This is a genomic window from Arcicella rigui (assembly GCF_034929435.1).
Classification (GTDB): Bacteria; Bacteroidota; Bacteroidia; order Cytophagales; family Spirosomataceae; genus Arcicella; species Arcicella rigui.
On the sequence record NZ_JAYFUM010000001.1, the window covers coordinates 118,358 to 136,530 of the forward strand.

Genomic DNA, 18,173 nt, shown 5'->3' on the forward strand with positions numbered 1-18,173 from the left:
GTTTTTACAAAGATAACCAATACGATGATACTGAGGGAAGTTTGAAGAATAGTTTAATATTTAGGCTATGGGAATTTAATGGAAAAACTGTCGAAGTATCTTGGAAGAATTGTTTTTGTAAGGTTTGCCATATAGCTTTGGTGAATAAATTACACAATTTAATAATTGCACTATTTGTCAATCTTTTCTTATAATCTTTCCATGAAAAAACTTTTATTTACTGTACTGATTACAGTTCTATCGTATTTCTCCATCAAGGCACAAAAAGAATTTATGTCAGGTTATGTTGTCAATAATACTGGCGATACTGTCAGAGGGCAAATCGACAACCAAAAATGGGCTACTTCTCCTTTGAAAATCACATTTAAAAAAGACAATCAAGAAGTAAAGTATGAACTAAAGGACATTCAGAGTTTTGTGATTAATAATGAAGTGACTTATGTACGAAAAGCAATTGCTTTAGATATTACTCCGCATCAATTGGGGAGTTTAATTGAAAGTTATGATAGAGTAGTGGTAGATACTACTTTATTTTTGAAACAATTAGTAAAAGGAAGGTTGAGTTTATTTTTTTTACAAGATATAAATAACAAAAAACACTTTTTTATTGAGAAATTAAATGAGCCAATAAAAGAACTTATCGACCATCGCTTTCTGAGGACAATAGATTATAAAACATACAATGTCCATCTTGATATTTACAACAAGCAATTATATGATTTGTGCGAAGATTGCTCAAATTACTCAGGGAAAGTATTCAAATATTTGTATCGAGATTCAGATTTAGTTCCTTTGGTAATAAAATACAATATTTATTTTGGAGATAACAAGCCTGTTGAAGTTTCAAAAAAAGAAAAGTTTAAATCTACTTTATTTATACAAGCAGCAGTTGGTACTTTTGGTTATACAATTGGTAATTCTCCAGATGAATTCAAAAAGGCAGGTTTAATGTCTGGTTCTTTTGGTCTGGGAGGTTTATTTGAAATACCTTCAAAAAGAAGAAGGTTTGGAATAAAAGCTGATTTACTGTATAATTTTTATGAAGAAGATGTAAGGTTATTTAGTAGTTACGTTATCCCAACAAATACTTCATATTTGGGAGCTTATATTGGCCCACAATATTCGATATATAAAAATGTACCTAAAAAAGTTGATGTATATCTCAACGCAGCAGTATCATTAGAAATGAGATTAGCAGAAAAGAGTCAACATGTATACTATCAAGGTTTGGGTAATACAATGGGTTTTAAAGTTGGGATAGGTACAATATTCAATAAAATGAACCTTGAACTCACTTATAATAACACAGATGCAGGACTTAAACCTTATCCTTTTATTTCTGGAACTATTCAAAAAGTCTCATTGACATTCGGGTACGCACTGATTAAAAAATAACTATTTTGATTTAGTAAAACTGTTAGTTCTTTTTTGCGGTTTTGTTCGGTTTTTAGAAGGGTAAACGCTTCTAAAATAGAGCTTTGATAGGCTCTGAGCCTATCAAAGCTCTATTTTTACCGCAGTTTCCCGCAAAAAAGATAAGATGACGGAGCTAATTACCGCAATTTCCCGCAAAATAGAATCAATCGGTAGGCTAAAAGAGGGGATGTACTGGCTTTTAGAAGGAAATTATATCTAAAAAACCAAGGGAAGCCTTCAAATCTGAAAGCTTCCCTTGGTTTTTTAGATTCGGGTTGGAAACCCGAGTTACAGTACAGAGACTTTAACGGTTAAAGTCAATTCTTCAAATTCTATTGCTTGTCCGTCGGCTAATTCGCTGACTACTTCCAATGAAAGTGCTTGTACTTCTTGACTGATAAAGTCTTTGAAAGCTACAACGCCTGCGGTTACTTCTGCATCTGAATCTAATAATTGAATACTGATTTTATCGGTTACTTCAAAACCTGAATCTTTACGTAAGTTCTGGATACGGTTGATGAAATCACGAGCAATACCTTCTTGTTTCAACTCTGGCGTAATATTGATGTCTAAAGCAACCGTAATACCCGCATCCGATGCCGTTAAGTAGCCCGGTAAATCTTCTGTTAAGATTTCAACGTCTTCTAAAGCAATCGTGAAATTCTCAAGAGCAATCGTTTTATTTTCTTCCAAAGCTTTCAAATCGTCGGCTGTCATGGCAGTAATTACTGCGGCAACAGCTTTCATTTCTTTTCCGAATTTTGGCCCTAATGCCTTAAAGTTTGGTTTTACTTTTTTCGACAATACGCCAGAAGCATCGTTTAAATATTCTACGGCTTTGATGTTTACCTCTGTCTTGATCAATTCGTCCACATGGCGAATTTGTTCACGAGTTTGTTCGCTCAAAATCGGAATCAAGATTTTCGATAATGGCTGACGTACTTTAATACGATTGGTTTTTCTCAATGAGTGAATCAAAGAACAAATTCTTTGTGCCAAATCCATTGAAGTTTCTAAATCTGTATTAATCCATGCTTCGTCTGCTTTAGGGAAGTTGGTTAAGTGAACAGATTGAACGCCTTCTGTACTTGTATCTGTTAGATTTTTGTACAACCAATCGCCATAAAAAGGAGCAATTGGCGACATCAACTGAGCAATCGTTTTCAAACAGTAAGCCAAAGTTTCATAAGCCGATTGTTTGTCTGCTGTTACTTCGCCTTTCCAGAAACGTCTTCTGCCCAAACGCACATACCAGTTTGAAAGATGGTCGCCCACAAATTCTTGGATGGCACGTCCTGCTTTGGTTGGCTCATAAGTATTGTATGACTCGTCCACTTCTTTTATCAAGGTTTGTAATTTTGATAAAATCCATTGGTCTAATTCTGTCGCAATTGTTTTGTCGAGCTTGCCCGTTGGCGTGTAGCCATCTAAATTGGCATATAAAGCAAAGAAATTATACGTATTCGTAAGCGTTCCAAAGAATTTGTTACGTACTTCGGTAATACCTGCTAAATCAAATTTAAGGTTATCCCAAGGCTGTGCGTTGGTAATCATGTACCAGCGAGTTGGGTCTGCTCCGTATTTTTTCAAAGTTTCAAATGGGTCAACGGCATTGCCTAAGCGTTTAGACATTTTGTTTCCGTTTTTGTCTAAAACCAAACCTGTTGAAACTACATTTTTGAAAGCAACCGAATCAGAAACCATTGCCGAAATAGCGTGCAAAGTAAAGAACCAACCACGAGTTTGGTCAACACCTTCCGAGATAAAATCGGCTGGATAAGCTTTGTCGTAAATGTCTTTGTTCTCGAATGGATAGTGCCATTGTGCATAAGGCATTGCTCCAGAATCAAACCAAACGTCGATTAAGTCAGTTTCACGAGTCATCACTTTGCCCGAAGCTGAAATTAAATATACTTCATCCACAAACGGACGGTGTAAATCTTCTTTTCCTTCTTTCAACAAAGCCAAGAATTTCTCGTTGGCTGCACGTTGCTCTGCTGATAATACATCGTCTTTCAGAGCGTGAGCGATACCGTTTTCTAATTCTTTCAAAGAACCAACGCATACTTCTTCGCCATCTTCCGAACGCCAAATTGGTAACGGAGTTCCCCAATATCTTGAACGTGACAAGTTCCAGTCAACCAAGTTTTCCAACCAGTTTCCAAAACGACCAGTACCTGTTGATTCAGGTTTCCAGTTAATCGTATTGTTCAAGGCAATCATTTTATCTTTTACTGCCGTAGTACGGATAAACCAAGAATCTAATGGATAATACAAAACTGGTTTATCGGTTCTCCAACAGTGTGGATAAGGGTGATCAAACTTCTGCACATTGAAGGCTTTGTTTTCAGTTTTTAACTGAATCGCAATGCGTTCGTCAACCGATAAATACTTGTCTCTTCCTTGTTTGATGCGTTGTTCTTCTTTTTCTGCTTCTGATAAATACGCTTCTTTTACAGGTTCGTTTGCATAATCAGTAATTTCAGCCACAAAACGACCTTGACGATTTACGATTGGTACATCTTTTCCGTTTTCATCTTTCACAAAAATCGAAGGAATACCATTTTGCTGTGCTACTCTAAAGTCGTCCGCACCAAAAGTTGGTGAAGTATGAACTACGCCAGTACCGTCTTCGGTCGTAACAAAATCACCGATAATCACACGGAAAGCAGGGCTTTCTGGCTGAACGTAAGGCATTAATTGTTCGTACTCGATGCCTTCCAAGAAATTGCCTTTGAAACTGAATATTTCTTTCCAAGGAATGATTTTATCTCCGTCGTTGTACTTCGAGAAGTCGCCATCTTTTCCTTTTTCGTTGAAATATTTTCCAACTAAATCTTTCGCCAAAACTACATTTACAGGCTCATAAGTATATGGATTGAACGATTTAATCAAAGAGTACTCAATGTTTTTTCCAACGGTCAAAGCTGAGTTGGCTGGCAAAGTCCAAGGAGTAGTCGTCCAAGCTAAAATATAAACATTATCGCTGTTGGCAGCATCAAATAAAAATCCAGATTTACCTGTGAGTTTTACTTTAAACTGAGCCGTCAGCGAAGTATCTTTTACTTCACGATAACAACCTGGTTGATTCAATTCGTGCGAAGAAAGTCCAGTTCCTGCCGCTGGCGAATAAGGTTGAATGGTGTAGCCTTTATAAAGTAAACCTTTTTCGTAAAGGGTTTTCAACAAATGCCAAACCGATTCAATATAATCGTTTTCATAAGTAATGTATGGATTATCCAAATCGACCCAATAACCCATTTTTTCGGTCAAGTCATTCCATTGGTCAGTGAATTTCATGACAGTTTCACGACACTTCTTGTTGTACTCTTCTACCGAAACATATTTTGGAGATTTCAGATTACCAATATCGTCTTTGGTAATGCCTAATTCTTTTTCTACTTGTAATTCTACGGGCAAGCCGTGAGTGTCCCAACCACCTTTACGTTTTACCTGCTTGCCTTTTAAAGTTTGATAACGACAGAAAATATCCTTAATCGCACGAGCCATCACGTGGTGAATACCAGGAGTACCATTGGCAGAAGGTGGGCCTTCATAAAAAGTAAAAGTTGGATTGCCCTCACGGGTTTCGATAGATTTTTCAAAAATCTTTTCGTCTTGCCAAAATTTAAGGATTTCGTCTGCAACCTGACCGTAGTCGAGGTTTTTATATTCTTTAAAATTCATTATGGACTACAATTCGTTTATTTCCTTGTTAAAAATTATCTGTTGAGATGTTTTATGGATAGGTGGCGAAAATTCCTGCAAAAGTACAATAAATGACTGGCTTTTGGAAGGAAACATTTATAAGAAAACAAAATAGAAGATTCCAACCTATTTCAAGGTAATATTGTCTTTGCAAAGAGTTTGTTCTCAATGCGTTTATCCTTAATCAATCTTTTGAATGAAAAAGCCTTTTGTCATCTTAGCTTTCTTCTTTTTATGGATATTTTCTTGTAAAACAAAAGAAGATATAGAGCTAAATCCAACAGGTTTGGTTGGAAAATGGGTTGATAGTGGAAGAATGCAATCGCAGAATGCTGATGGTACTTGGAGTTACTGGTACGTACTCGAAACCTTTGCGGCTGTACCTGTTTCTATTTGGGAGTTTACAAGCGATGGCAAATTTTTAAAAGATGGAAAGGATGGAGGAACGTGTTGCTCTGCTGGTAATAAGTATTTGGTGGCTGGTCAGCATATTACTTTTGGGACATTTGCACCACCCTGTGCCAATGTACTATGTAAGAGCTGTGTTGATTGGACTTTCAATCTCAGTGATAAAGATACTTTGGTGTTGGAAGAATGTTCTAACAGAAAAGAATTTTACAGAATGAAATAAGTGACAAATTAATTAAATATGAACATGATGAAAAGTCTCTATCGTTGTATTTTTCTTCTTTTAATATTAGCATCTTGTAATATAAAAGAAGATATAGAACCAACAACACAAACTACTTTGGTTGGCAAATGGACTGCTACTGGAAGAATGCAATCACAGAATGAAGATAATACTTGGGGAAATTGGTATGTACTCCAAACTTTTGCGGCAGTACCCGTTTCTATTTGGGAATTTACGAGCGATGGAAGGTTTTTAAGAGATGGAAATCCTGGAGCGAGTTGCTGTTTTGCAGGAGATAGATATAAAACGAAGGGCAATGAACTTATTTTTTCAGAATTTGAGAACAATTGTGCTAACCTAAGATGTGTGCCTTGTAACGATTGGGACTTTTCGTTTACCGATAATGATACTTTGGTACTGAGACAGTGCACATCAAAATATGAGTTTAAAAGAGTAAAATAATTTCAAAAGTTTTTCCAACCTTTTGAAATGCTTTTGCGTCTTTAGTCTGAAAATTAAAATTAACCTTTAAAATCATGAAAATCCTATCTTTAAGCGTAGCAATACTTATGTTGATAAGTTCTTGCAAATCAGTTGACGAAGTAACACCCAACAAAGAAAATTCAAGTAAAGTATCAGCCAGTGAATTAGTCGGAAAATGGTCGCCTACTTATATTCAAAAAAGTAAAGCAGAAGGAGCTACTTGGACAACCATAAATACTTTAGTAGCCTTACCTGTTATTGAGTTTACAGCCGATGGCAATTTTTTAAGTGATGGAAAACCGGGAGCAGACTGCTGCGGCTGGGTCGGAAACAAGTATAGTTATCAAGATAATAAAATTACTTTTTCAGACTTTAAGCCATGCCCTGATGTAATGTGCATCGCACTTGCTTGTGATGGTTGGAAAGTACATCAGCTTCAAAGCGATACTTTAGTCATTGAAGATTGCCTAAGTTATAGCAAGTTTGTTAGAACCAAGTAAAAAAACATAAGCATAAGTAATAATTTTATGAAAACTGAAATTAATACTTATGTTCAACTTACGTCTGTTTAATCTCTCTCGGGTTTCACCTTTGCTCAATCCCTTCTTGTTTTCTGTAAACAGCAGATTTAACAAGAAGGGTTTTTTTATATCCTGAAAAATGGGCAGATAACGTATAATAAAGCTTTTCAGAGATTATAAATTTGCTTATCAATAATTCAAAATATTAACTAACTTGTTAAATATTTTTGGTTTCAAGAGAAAAAATAGTCTTTTTAGAAACCTTTTTTGAAGTTTTTAAGCATTTATACAAACATATTCAAATGAAAAAGATGTCTATTAAGGCTGTTGCTGAAACGCTTAAAATCTCAACCGCAACTGTTTCTTATATCCTTAATGGAAAAGCGAAAGAAAAAAGAATAAGCGATGAGCTTACGAAAAGAGTATTAGCTTATGTTGAGGAAAATAATTTTAAGCCAAATCACTTAGCAAAAAGCCTAAGAACGGGTAAAACCAATGTAATTGGCTTAATCGTTGAAGACATTGCCGACCCATTTTTTGCCAGTGTTGCTGGAAATATCGAAACGATTGCTTATGAAAATGGTTACAAAATCATTTACAGTAGCACCAAAAATGATACAGTAAAAGCGAAAGAATTAATTAATACTTTCAGAGAAAGAAATGTGGACGGCTACATTATTACGCCAACCGAAAACCTTGAAAGTGAAATTAGTCAATTGATAAAGAGCGGTTTACCTGTTGTGCTTTTCGATAGAAATTGCACCGACATCGAAGTGAGTTATGTAGGAATGGACAATTTTGAAAGTTCTTATAAAGCAGCCAAGTACTTGGTAAATCATGGGTATAAAAATATTGCTTTTGTTACTTTAGATTCCCCTCAAGCACAAATGATAGACCGCCTGCTGGGTTACGAAAAAGCTGTTTATGAAAAGCGAATACCTTCTATTGTTAAAAAGTTTGAGTACAATTCTGCCAAAGTAAATAATATTACAAATGATATTGGACAGTTTCTTGAAGAAAATCCTGCGATAGATGCTATTTTCTTTGCTACTAACTATTTGGCTATCAGAGGTATAGAAATGATGAACAGAGCAGGCATTAAAATCGGGAAAGGAATGGGAGTAATGGTTTTTGATGATAACGATTTGTTCAGAATTCATCAGCCATCTATTTCGGCTATTGCCCAACCTATCGAAGAAATGTCAAAGCAATTGATTAATACTTTGCTCGAACACATGGAAAATGCCGACAAATATTTGGCAAAAGAATACATTTTACCAGCTTCAATTGTAGTCCGAGATTCTACTACAAAAATATAGGTGTTTAATGATGATTTGAATACAGTTATTAATTTGAAATTCAATATTTTAATTTAAAAAATACGCTTTATTTAAGTACCTCAAAGTAAATGTTTTTTGTGGTATCTTTTTTTTGATTTATTTTCGCTTAATCATTTAAGCTTAGAATATTTTTGTCCCCGAAAGAAATAGAAATTTATGTACATTGGTGTTGATATTGGAGGTTCGCATATCACTGCGGCCCAAGTAGATTTACAGAAAGGCGAAATTATTGGCTCTTCTGTGACAAGAAGTAAATTAAATCCACACGACTCAGCAGAAAATATTTTGGATATTTGGACAAATGCCATCAAAAAGGCAAGTGAAGGAGTACAAACCTTTTTTGTAGGAATAGCCATGCCCGGCCCTTTCGACTACGAAAATGGAATTTGTCTGATGCAAAATGTGAATAAGTATGAAAATCTTTATGGATTAAATATCAAACAAATATTTGCTGAACGTCTGGGGATTCCTACCGAAAATATCTGTTTCAGAAACGATTCGGAGGCTTTTTTAGAAGGAGAGATGCTTTTTGGAGCAGGGGAAAATTATAAAAAAGCCATTGGTATTACTATCGGAACAGGTTTGGGTACGTCGATTTATGAAAACAATGCCGCAAAAGATATGGCAATGGGTATCAATTATCCAATGTTGGCTGGCGTTGCCGAAGACTATATTTCTACAAGATGGTTTGTAAAAAAGTACAAAGAACTTACTGGCGAGACCATCGAAGGAGCAAAGTTTTTGGTAGAAAATTTTGAAAAAGATACCTTTTCAAGACAAGTATTTGCTGAGTTTTCAGAAAATATAAGTTTGTTTATTGGAGAATTTACCGAGAAGTTTTTGCCAGAAATCATTATCATTGGTGGAAATATTGCCAATGCTTCCGACTTTTTCTTTCCAGCAATTGAAAAAAGTTTAGCGAAACATGAAGCAAAAATTACTTTAGTAAAATCTTGTCTGAACGAAGAAGCTGCCTTGATGGGGGCGGTTGGCTTGTGGAAAGAAAGTTTAGGAACGGAACAGTAATACTTTTGTTACAACATGGACATTGAAAGAATAAGAGAAATTTGTCTTTCTTTTCAACATACTTCAGAAGGTATTAAATACGGCGACCAGTTGTGTTTTATGGTAGCTGGAAAAGTATTTTGTTCATCGAATCTAAAACACTTGAATACAGTAAATTTTAAAGTAGAAGACGAGCAATTTGAAGTACTCTATGAACACGAGGGCATCTGCCCAGCACCTTATGGCGGAGCTAAATTTAAGTGGGTTCAAGTAAAGGATTTTCAATCTTTATCCGAAACCGAATGGCTTTTTTTCTTGAAAAAATCTTATGATTTAATCAAAGCCAAATTACCCAAAAGTACTCTTTCAAAACTTGATATGTAAAACAAAATCATTTTAATCGACTATTTAATTGTATGAAAACCTTAAAAAACACATTCATTGCACTCTTACTTATTTTTAGCTTTGAAGGCAAGGCAGCTCTGATAGACACAGTACTTACCCACAGTGCAGCGATGCAGAAAAACATCAAAGCAGTGGTAATTCTTCCAGATAATTACAAAACAGCGAAAGAATTGCCCGTACTGTATTTGTTGCACGGTTATAGCGGAAATTATGCCGACTGGGTAACGAAAGCTAAAGGGGTAGAAAAACTCGCAGACCAGTATAATATGATTATCGTTTGTCCTGACGGTGGTTTTGGAAGTTGGTACTGGGACAGCCCTATTGCTCCTGATTTTAAATATGAAACTTATGTTTCTGACGAATTGGTGAAATGGGTAGATGGAAACTATAAAACCATCAAAGACCGAAAAGGTAGAGGAATTACAGGATTGAGTATGGGCGGACATGGAGCTTTGTATCTTGCCTTGAAGCATCAGGATATTTTCGGAGCGGCTGGAAGTATGAGCGGAGGCGTTGATATTCGTCCTTTTCCAAACAACTGGGATATGGCAAAGCGTTTAGGAAAATATGCTGAACAGCCCGAACGTTGGGAGAAAAATACAGTAATTAATTTATTACACTTACTTACACCCAATTCTTTGACTTTAATTATCGACTGTGGCACAGAAGATTTTTTCTATAAAGTAAATGAAAAACTTCATGAGCAACTCTTATACAGAAATATCCCACACGATTATTTAACCCGTCCGGGCGGTCATAATTGGCCATATTGGACAAACGCTGTTCAATATCAAGCTGTATTTATGAGTAATTTCTTTAAAAATGCTAGATAATTTCTTCAAAAATATTTCATTTCTAAAGAGCATTTCTACAATAGCTCTTTAGAAATGAAAATGATAATTGGTATTTATCACAATTTATACCCATCCAAAACAATAACGACTCAAGACAGAAATTCTACTATACTCTTAGATTGTTTTTTGTTATCACTTCGGTATTTTCCTGCTTCAAATATTTTTTGTAAAAAAATGTGTAAATACCTTTATTACAGGGGTTTGTATAAACTAATGTCTCTAACCTTTTGAATGAAAGATAAAATTTTCATTAAGTTAGGTCACTTCCTTAGATGCCATTAAAATACTTTTCTTCCAAAACATATTTTTAGTAAATGCAGCATTGACTTATGATAAATACATAAATTTTGTTTATGTATTTTATTAAAAGAATAAATGAAAAATTATGAATTTGTGTCCACAATTTTGTGGCATGAAAAATCAAACACAAAAAAATACTAATACTGTATCTGGGATATTTGTATTACTGTTGGGCTTCCTGATTACATCGGGATTATATCTTTTAAAGCATTTCAACATCCTTCATTTGGGCTTTGATTTAATCTTAGCACCATTGGTAGTTATTACTTTGCTTGCTTTTGGCGACAAGCTACTCATTTATTTTTTGGTAATTCCGATAGGCTTTGTCTCCAAATTGATAGATAAAGTTCAGTGTTTTTCACAAAGCAAAGGCTAAAAAGAAGTATCAATTTCTTCGATAAAATTGTTTTAAAGAAGGAAAAATCAATACAGAAAGTAAAATCGAAGTAATAATTAAAAATGAAACCAATGGATATTACGGAAATAAAGACTTACTTTTTTTTGGCACTAATGCTTGGTTTGCTAATAGTGGCTATTACGATGCAAGACCGTATAGGTAGTGAGCTTTTTGCTTCTTTGGGCATAATTGTTGGCACTTTTATTTCTGCCAGTTTATCTGATAATGACAAAGCAGAGTAATAAAAAATACATTTTCAAAGAAAGTAAATTGATAAATAACATTTTAAAATGTATAGTTGTGTTTTGTCAATCTGTTGAAATAGAAATACTTAATGATTATTGATAAGTAATAACTCAAAGTGCTTAAATTATTCGGTGAAGTTTTACTTGGAGAAATTCTCGGATGAGATGAAGTACAATTAGGAGTGATATAGGAAGGTAAAGAGAAGAGGCAAGACAAAATTTTCAAATTTATCTTGCCTCTTTTTATAAAATGTCAATTAGCTTATCACCTCAAATCCACAATAAGGCACAAGTACTTTCGGAATACGAATACCTTCGGGCGTTTGATTGTTTTCGAGAATGGCTGCCAAAATACGTGGCAATGCCAATGCCGAACCGTTGAGCGTATGTAATAACTGTGATTTTCCTTCGGTTTTCATACGTAATTTTAAACGATTGGCTTGATAAGTTTCAAAATTTGAAACAGAACTTACCTCTAACCAACGTTTTTGTGCTGCCGAGAACACTTCCATATCATAAGTAAGAGCAGAGGTGAAGCTCATATCGCCACCGCACAAACGTAATACACGGTAAGGTAATTCTAATTTTTGAAGAATGCCTTGTACGTGCAATGACATTTCTTCTAAAGCTGCATAAGAGTTTTCTGGCTTTTCGATGCGTACAATTTCAATTTTATCAAACTGGTGCAGGCGATTCAAACCACGCACGTGAGCACCCCAAGAACCTGCTTCACGACGGAAACATGGCGTATAACCCGCATTTTTGATAGGTAAATCGCTTTCTTGTAAAATCACATCACGGTACATATTCGTAATCGGTACTTCTGCCGTCGGAATCAAAAATAAATCGTCTTCGGTAGCATGGTACATTTGTCCGTCTTTGTCGGGCAATTGACCTGTTCCAAAACCTGATTCTTTATTGATTAAAATAGGCGGCTGAATTTCGGTATAACCAGCATTAATCGCTTCGTCTAAGAAGAAATTAATCAAAGCCCGTTGGATTCTAGCCCCTTTTCCTTTATACACAGGAAAACCAGCTCCCGTGATTTTGTTGCCCAATTCAAAGTCGATGATGTCGTACTTTTTAATTAAATCCCAATGCGGTTGAGCGTCATCTGGTAAAGTTGGGATTGTTCCATTTTCTAAAACCACCTCATTTTCTTCGGGCGTTTTTCCTGCTGGAACACTGCTATGAGGCAAGTTGGGCAATGTTACCAACACCTCGTACAAGTCCGTTTCGGTGCTTCTCAAGACCTCTTCCAATTCTTTAGAACGAGCTTTCAAGGCACTTGTTTCGGCTTTAGCGGCTTCGGCTTCTTCTTTTTTGCCGGCTTTCATCAAGCCTCCAATTTCTTTGGCAAGCGCATTCGATTTGGCTAAAGTACCGTCTAATTCCACCTGCGTTTCACGACGTTTGTCGTCTAATCCTAATACTTTCTCAACGATTTCTTCCGCCTCTTTGAAGTATTTTCGTTTCAAGCCCTCAATGGTAGTGGCTTTGTTTTCTTTAATTTGTTGTATTTGTAGCATAAGTTTTAATCAAGTACTTTCAGTATCTTTTTAAATTCTTCTAAATTAACGAGATTAATTTTGGGGAAATCTATTTCATGTAATCTGTTGAAATGTCTATCATTGGTTACTAAGTAATTAGCATTAGACGCAACAGCACAGTCTATAAATTTATTATCGTCAGGGTCTATGTCTAATAGCAAATTCCATTCATAGTATCTTGTTATAAACTCAATATTAGGCAGATATGTGAGAATTTGCATAAATGAATCAGCTACTTCTTCTCCTAATTTCAACCCTATGATTTCCTCATATTCTTCCATAATATCGGTTGTCACACATAATACATAATCGCCGTTCAATAAACTTTCAAAAATCCAATGCGTTTTAGATTTACGTGAAATAGAGACCCATAAAATATTAGTGTCTATGACTAATTTCATTTTTGGGAGGATTTTCGTAAATGTTCATTGGATAATCGTTCTGCATCTTCTTCAGTCCAATTGTTGTTTTCCCAAGTCTGGTCTGCCAAATACATAGCTTTATTAGCAAAATATTGAGCCAGTATATTTTTGATAGACTGTAAATCTTGCTCAGAGACTTTCCGAGAATACAATTTAAGTAGCTCTAACTGCAAATTAGTCAATGGTTGTTTTGCTGTTTGCATATTCTTATGTTTTACATTTCCACAAAGATAAAAAAAATAGCCGTGCTGGAAACAGGTTTCACAACACGGCTATACAGCGATGTTGTTATAATCAAGGAGCGGAGAAAATTTCTTTCATTGTATCTTCATACAAAAAGCAACGCTCGTTAAGTGCGTTCAAAGCGGCTGCTTTGTGTTTACCATGAATCAACAGCGAAATATTATGCTCTGAAGCTCCATAAGAAATCATACGAATTGGAATACTTTTCATGGCATCTAATACTTTCAAAGCAATTCCTTCTTTGTCGGCCGAGAAATTTCCTACAATACATACAATCGTTTGGTCTTTGTCACATTCTTCTAAATCGGCGAATTGTTTCAATTCTGCCATGATTTTATCTAAATGCTCGTCATTGTCGATTGTCACCGAAACCGAAACTTCCGAAGTCGTAATCATATCCACTGGCGTTTTGTATTTTTCAAATACTTCAAATACTTTACGCAAGAAGCCGTAGGCATTCAACATACGAGTTGAATGAATATAAATGGCTGTAAGGTTGTCTTTGGCAGCAATCGCCTTGATTTCACGGTCGGTTGTTTTATCGGCAATCAACGTACCATAAGCGGCTGGTTCCATCGTGTTTTTCAAACGTACAGGTACACCTTTCATTTTTGCAGGCGTGATGGTACTTGGATGCAAAATTTTTGCCCCGAAATATGCCAATTCGGCTGCTTCTTCAAAAGTCAACTCACGGATAGGGAAGGTTTTCTTTACAATGCGTGGGTCGTTGTTGTGCATTCCGTCGATGTCTGTCCAGATTTGCACTTCTTCTGCTACAATCGCTCCACCGATTAATGAAGCGGTATAATCAGAACCGCCACGTTTCAAGTTATCGACTTCGCCACGAGGGTTTCTACAAATAAAACCTTGGGTAATAAAGATTTGCTTGTTGGTGAGTTGCCCGAGAATTGCCCCTAATTTTTCTTCGGTAAATTTCAACACTGGCTCATTGTCGGCATCAATCAACATAAAGTCTAAAGCAGGTAATAAAGCGGCATTTACGCCTTCTTCACGCAAGTACGCCTCAAACATTTGGGTAGAAAGCAATTCGCCTTCTGCTACGATTTCTTTTTCTTGTTTTACCGAGAAAGGTTTGATATTTACTAAAGAACGAATGAACGAAAATTCCTTTTCGATGATGGCTTTACCTTCTGCGTAGCCAGCTTCGGTACTATAAAGTTCTTTTATAAAAGACTCATAATGAGCGTACAACTCATTGATTTTCTGAGTTGCCTCAGCATCATTATGCGATTTCAATGACTCTCCAATAGCAATCAAAGCGTTTGTTGTACCCGAAAGAGCCGACAAAACGACGATTTTGCGATTACCATCTTCGGTAATCAAATTTTTAATTGAGTGCATTCGCTCGGGCTTCCCAACGGAAGTTCCCCCAAATTTCCAAACTTGCATTGTATTGTTAATTAATGATTATCTATAATTTGTATTTGAGATTGATACTTCTTAAACTTTTCATATCAGCACATATATTCTTTTAAATCATCTAAAGGCTCATCAAAATCATCTGGAATTGAAAGTTTCCCTTTCAAAACACCAAGTTTTCTCTCCTTTTTGGGAGGGGACACAAGTTTCTCTTCAACCTTGTCATTTACTAAAACAATCACTCTAACAGACTGATTTGCTTTGAGTTGAGATTGTAAATCACTCGGAATATCAATGTGTTGATTATCCCTAAGAATTGTCGGAAATTCGATGGCTTGCAGCATAATTTTGTTGTTAAAATGTGCTAAACTTCTCTGAAAATCTACCTTTTATTGCATAATTTCAATTTAAAACGCCAACATTTTCACCGCAGTAATGGCCGCTTCGTCGCCTTTATTGCCATGGATACCTCCTGCACGGTCGAGGGCTTGCTGTTCGGTATTAGGCGTTAATACCCCAAAGATAACAGGTTTGTCGTATTTCAAGCTTACGGCTGTAAGTCCTTGAGCCACCGCATTGTTGATATAATCGTTGTGTTTGGTTTCGCCTTGAATCACACAACCAATGCAAATAACAGCATCAATTTCTGGTTTTTGAGCCATTTTCTGAGCCCCAAAACTAAGCTCATAACTGCCCGGAACACTTACCCGAACGATGTTTTCTGTTTTAGCTCCGTAAGTAATCAGGGTTTTATAAGCCCCGTCCGCTAAGGCATTTGTAATTTCTTCGTTCCATTCTGCTACCACAATAGCAAATTTTTTATTAGAAATATCTGGTAAATTTTCGGTAGAAAAAATACTAAGATTTTTATGTGCTGAAGACATAGTTTATACAAGCTTTAGGCTTTAAGCTTTAGGTATGTGATCTACCCAAAGGCTAAAACTAATGGATGAATGGTATAAAAAAAAGGGATAAGAACTACTGCTCTTATCCCTTTTGTATCAATATGTTGATTGATTCTTTTATTCAGAGACAGAGCCTTCTAACACCGCTTTATATTTCTTAGCGTTGATGGATTCTGACGACTCTGCATATTTCTCTACAATTTGACTATAAATAGCCAAAGCTTCTTTAGGCTCGTTGTTTGCTTCATAAGCCGCTGCCAACTTCATTAAATAAGTTGGAGTAAAGAATTTGTTAGCTTTATACTCAGCCGCTTTTTTGTAATAGTCGATAGCATCGCTATATGCTTTTTTCTCAGCATAAGCGTCACCGATTAAAGCATAAGCACGAGCCTGCACCAATAAATCTGAGCTACTGAATGATTTCAACTGTTCGATAGCAAGGTCAAATTTACCTTCTTTCAAGTTGGCAACACCAGCATAAAAATTAGCCAAGTTTCCAGTATTTCCACCAAAATCTTCTGCTATTTTACCTAATTCTTTTGCCGCAACTTTATTTGAGTCTGCTTCAAATAAGTAAACTGGAGCAGATAATTTTGCTTGTCCTTCTGCATCTTGCGTTGTGACATAATATTTATAGCCAAAATAACCCAATACGATTGCAAGCAATATACCGCCAACACCTGCGAAAACATTTTTATTACTTTCTACAACGTGTTGTACTTTATTCAAATCTGTTTCTAATTCTGTTTTTAAGCCTTCTGCCGTTTCCAAAAACTCAAGGGGTGTTTTTTCGTCTTTCTTTGCCATTGTTGGTTTGTATCTTTATTTGTTGTTGGTTATTTGTCTTTATAAGGGATTGAAAATGAGTTTAAAAGCCAAATAACAAATCTGATTCCACTATCTCCAAAATCGGATTGCAAAATTAGGAAATCTCTTGGAACTTTAAAGGTTTTTATGTAAACTTTTCAAGCAGAATTTCAAAAGAATGGATATAAAGTATCAAAATTGGTAATTATTTACTCAGAATACTCATCAAGTACGATTTAAAATTAATACTTACTTTGTAAATACGTATCATTTTTTATGAAGATTACCGACGAATTGATAGTAAAGCTTACTGCTGACGTAACCAATTTTCTGGATTTTGCTTATCAAAGTTTTTCCATACCTGAAAATTCAATTCTGATGTTCCATCCGTGTCCGAAGCTACTTCTCCTACCTTTTGTCCTGCTTTTAAATGTTGCCCATTTGATACTGTTACATTACTAATTTTACTATAAATCGTAAAGTAGTCGCCATGTTGAACTGCTACTACCATGTATGTTCCCGGAATAGAAACAACCGATTGTACAATACCTTCATACACTACTTTTACATCGTTGCCCGCACTTGTTTGAATGTCAATTCCATTGTTATTGGTTCTTACGCCTCTCAATACTGGATGGTTGTGTACGCCAAAACGACTTGAAATAAACCCAGAATTTACAGGCCAAGGCATTCGTCCTTGTAAGGCTGAAAACGAACTTGCCAGTTTTGTTTCTTCGGCACTTAATCTAATTGAATTTCTTTTTGAAGGACTACTTGCCGTATTGTTTCGCTTATTAATTCTGATTTCTCTTTCTTGCGAACGCTTGATTTCTCTTTCTACAATATTGGCAATCATATTCTCTAAGCGTTCTACTACTTTTTTATTGGCTTCTAATTGTTCTCTGAGCTTGCGTTCCTTTTGACTAAGTTGTGAAACTACTTCGGTTTGCTTGCCTTTTAATACTTGCAGATTTTGGGTTTCTGTGATTTTTTCTCTTAAAAGTGCATCTTGCTCTTGCTTTTTTTGTAAGATTTTTACCTGTTCAGCCAAAAGCTCTGAACGTACCTTTTGTATCAATACCGCTTGGTTTTCTCTGGCTTCGGAGTATTGTTGAAGGTATTTATAACGACGAATCAGTTGATTGAAATTGGACGAAGAAAACAAGAAACTCAGCTTATTTACTTTATTACTGGTTTTAGCTGCCGTAAAAACCATCTTAGCATACTCTTCTTTGAGTTTCTCTAAATTTCCCGATAGTTCTCCTGTTGCTTTTTGTAATTCTTGAGCTTCGTTGTCTAACAATTGTTGTTTTTCAGCAAGTATGTCAATCTGCTTGGTTTGTTTGTTAATTCTTTCACCGATGGCATTAAGTTTACCTACGCTTGCTTCCTTTTTTTGTTCAGTGGTTTCAATGATTTTATTGATTTCCTGAATTTTTTTAAGGTTTTCTTTTTTGGCTGCTTCCAACTTTGAACGTCGCTGACGTGTATCACTTTGTCCAAAAGTGGCAGTTGAGCAAAAAGATAACAAAACAAGAAGCAGTCCCGAAAATACATTCAG

The 18,173-nt window shown here is 35.6% G+C and carries 19 protein-coding genes; 10 read left to right on the forward strand and 9 right to left on the reverse strand.

Annotated elements, in window-relative coordinates; genetic code table 11:
• Window positions 1-201: 201 nt before the first annotated feature.
• Complete coding sequence (locus tag VB248_RS00595) at window positions 202-1,395, forward strand: hypothetical protein (RefSeq protein ID WP_323294786.1); 1,194 nt, start codon at window positions 202-204, stop codon at window positions 1,393-1,395.
• 309 nt (window positions 1,396-1,704) lie between these two features.
• Here VB248_RS00595 and ileS read toward each other — a convergent pair whose 3' ends face one another.
• Window positions 1,705-5,103 (reverse strand): isoleucine--tRNA ligase, encoded by a 3,399-nt coding sequence (gene ileS / locus VB248_RS00600; RefSeq protein WP_323294787.1) that lies wholly within the window; start codon window positions 5,101-5,103, stop codon window positions 1,705-1,707.
• Between the two features lie 217 nt (window positions 5,104-5,320).
• Between ileS and VB248_RS00605 the strand changes: the two genes are divergently transcribed.
• The 9 genes from VB248_RS00605 to VB248_RS00645 all read left to right on the forward strand — a co-directional run bounded on the left by VB248_RS00605 (window position 5,321) and on the right by VB248_RS00645 (window position 11,302).
• Window positions 5,321-5,755 (forward strand): hypothetical protein, encoded by a 435-nt coding sequence (locus VB248_RS00605; RefSeq protein ID WP_323294788.1) that lies wholly within the window; start codon window positions 5,321-5,323, stop codon window positions 5,753-5,755.
• 24 nt (window positions 5,756-5,779) lie between these two features.
• Window positions 5,780-6,217: a hypothetical protein gene (locus VB248_RS00610; RefSeq protein ID WP_323294789.1), complete on the forward strand. Its 438-nt coding sequence runs from the start codon at window positions 5,780-5,782 to the stop codon at window positions 6,215-6,217.
• A gap of 74 nt (window positions 6,218-6,291) precedes the next feature.
• The gene (locus VB248_RS00615) at window positions 6,292-6,738 is read left to right on the forward strand and encodes a hypothetical protein (RefSeq protein WP_323294790.1); all 447 of its coding nucleotides are present in this window, start codon (window positions 6,292-6,294) and stop codon (window positions 6,736-6,738) included.
• A gap of 323 nt (window positions 6,739-7,061) precedes the next feature.
• A complete protein-coding gene (locus VB248_RS00620) occupies window positions 7,062-8,078 on the forward strand; it encodes a LacI family DNA-binding transcriptional regulator (protein WP_323294791.1) in 1,017 nt (338 codons plus the stop codon).
• A gap of 177 nt (window positions 8,079-8,255) precedes the next feature.
• Window positions 8,256-9,125 carry an ROK family protein gene (locus VB248_RS00625; protein WP_323294792.1) on the forward strand — a complete coding sequence of 290 codons (870 nt, stop codon included), beginning with the start codon at window positions 8,256-8,258 and terminating at the stop codon, window positions 9,123-9,125.
• A 15-nt stretch (window positions 9,126-9,140) separates the two neighbouring features.
• Window positions 9,141-9,488, forward strand: a complete 348-nt coding sequence (locus VB248_RS00630) for an MmcQ/YjbR family DNA-binding protein (RefSeq protein ID WP_323294793.1) — start codon at window positions 9,141-9,143, stop codon at window positions 9,486-9,488.
• A 32-nt stretch (window positions 9,489-9,520) separates the two neighbouring features.
• Window positions 9,521-10,342: an alpha/beta hydrolase gene (locus tag VB248_RS00635; RefSeq protein ID WP_323294794.1), complete on the forward strand. Its 822-nt coding sequence runs from the start codon at window positions 9,521-9,523 to the stop codon at window positions 10,340-10,342.
• A 433-nt stretch (window positions 10,343-10,775) separates the two neighbouring features.
• Window positions 10,776-11,039 carry a hypothetical protein gene (locus VB248_RS00640; RefSeq protein WP_323294795.1) on the forward strand — a complete coding sequence of 88 codons (264 nt, stop codon included), beginning with the start codon at window positions 10,776-10,778 and terminating at the stop codon, window positions 11,037-11,039.
• 92 nt (window positions 11,040-11,131) lie between these two features.
• Window positions 11,132-11,302: a hypothetical protein gene (locus tag VB248_RS00645; RefSeq protein WP_323294796.1), complete on the forward strand. Its 171-nt coding sequence runs from the start codon at window positions 11,132-11,134 to the stop codon at window positions 11,300-11,302.
• A gap of 260 nt (window positions 11,303-11,562) precedes the next feature.
• Here VB248_RS00645 and serS read toward each other — a convergent pair whose 3' ends face one another.
• From serS to VB248_RS00685, 8 genes are all read right to left on the reverse strand, one after another.
• Window positions 11,563-12,834, reverse strand: coding sequence for a serine--tRNA ligase (gene serS / locus VB248_RS00650; protein WP_323294797.1), 1,272 nt, complete (start codon window positions 12,832-12,834; stop codon window positions 11,563-11,565).
• A 5-nt stretch (window positions 12,835-12,839) separates the two neighbouring features.
• Window positions 12,840-13,256, reverse strand: coding sequence for a putative toxin-antitoxin system toxin component, PIN family (locus VB248_RS00655; protein WP_323294798.1), 417 nt, complete (start codon window positions 13,254-13,256; stop codon window positions 12,840-12,842).
• Entirely contained in the window at window positions 13,253-13,480 is a 228-nt protein-coding gene (locus VB248_RS00660) for a hypothetical protein (RefSeq protein ID WP_323294799.1), read from the reverse strand. Before VB248_RS00660 ends, VB248_RS00655 begins: the two co-directional genes overlap by 4 nt.
• 91 nt (window positions 13,481-13,571) lie before the next feature.
• Window positions 13,572-14,930 (reverse strand): aspartate kinase, encoded by a 1,359-nt coding sequence (locus tag VB248_RS00665; protein WP_323294800.1) that lies wholly within the window; start codon window positions 14,928-14,930, stop codon window positions 13,572-13,574.
• 65 nt (window positions 14,931-14,995) lie between these two features.
• The gene (locus tag VB248_RS00670; RefSeq protein WP_323294801.1) at window positions 14,996-15,244 is read right to left on the reverse strand and encodes a DUF2281 domain-containing protein; all 249 of its coding nucleotides are present in this window, start codon (window positions 15,242-15,244) and stop codon (window positions 14,996-14,998) included.
• A 63-nt stretch (window positions 15,245-15,307) separates the two neighbouring features.
• A complete protein-coding gene (gene ribH, locus VB248_RS00675; protein WP_323294802.1) occupies window positions 15,308-15,784 on the reverse strand; it encodes a 6,7-dimethyl-8-ribityllumazine synthase in 477 nt (158 codons plus the stop codon).
• A gap of 138 nt (window positions 15,785-15,922) precedes the next feature.
• Window positions 15,923-16,612, reverse strand: coding sequence for a tetratricopeptide repeat protein (locus VB248_RS00680; protein ID WP_323294803.1), 690 nt, complete (start codon window positions 16,610-16,612; stop codon window positions 15,923-15,925).
• A gap of 307 nt (window positions 16,613-16,919) precedes the next feature.
• Entirely contained in the window at window positions 16,920-18,080 is a 1,161-nt protein-coding gene (locus VB248_RS00685) for a murein hydrolase activator EnvC family protein (protein ID WP_323294804.1), read from the reverse strand.
• Between the last annotated feature and the right edge of the window lie 93 nt (window positions 18,081-18,173).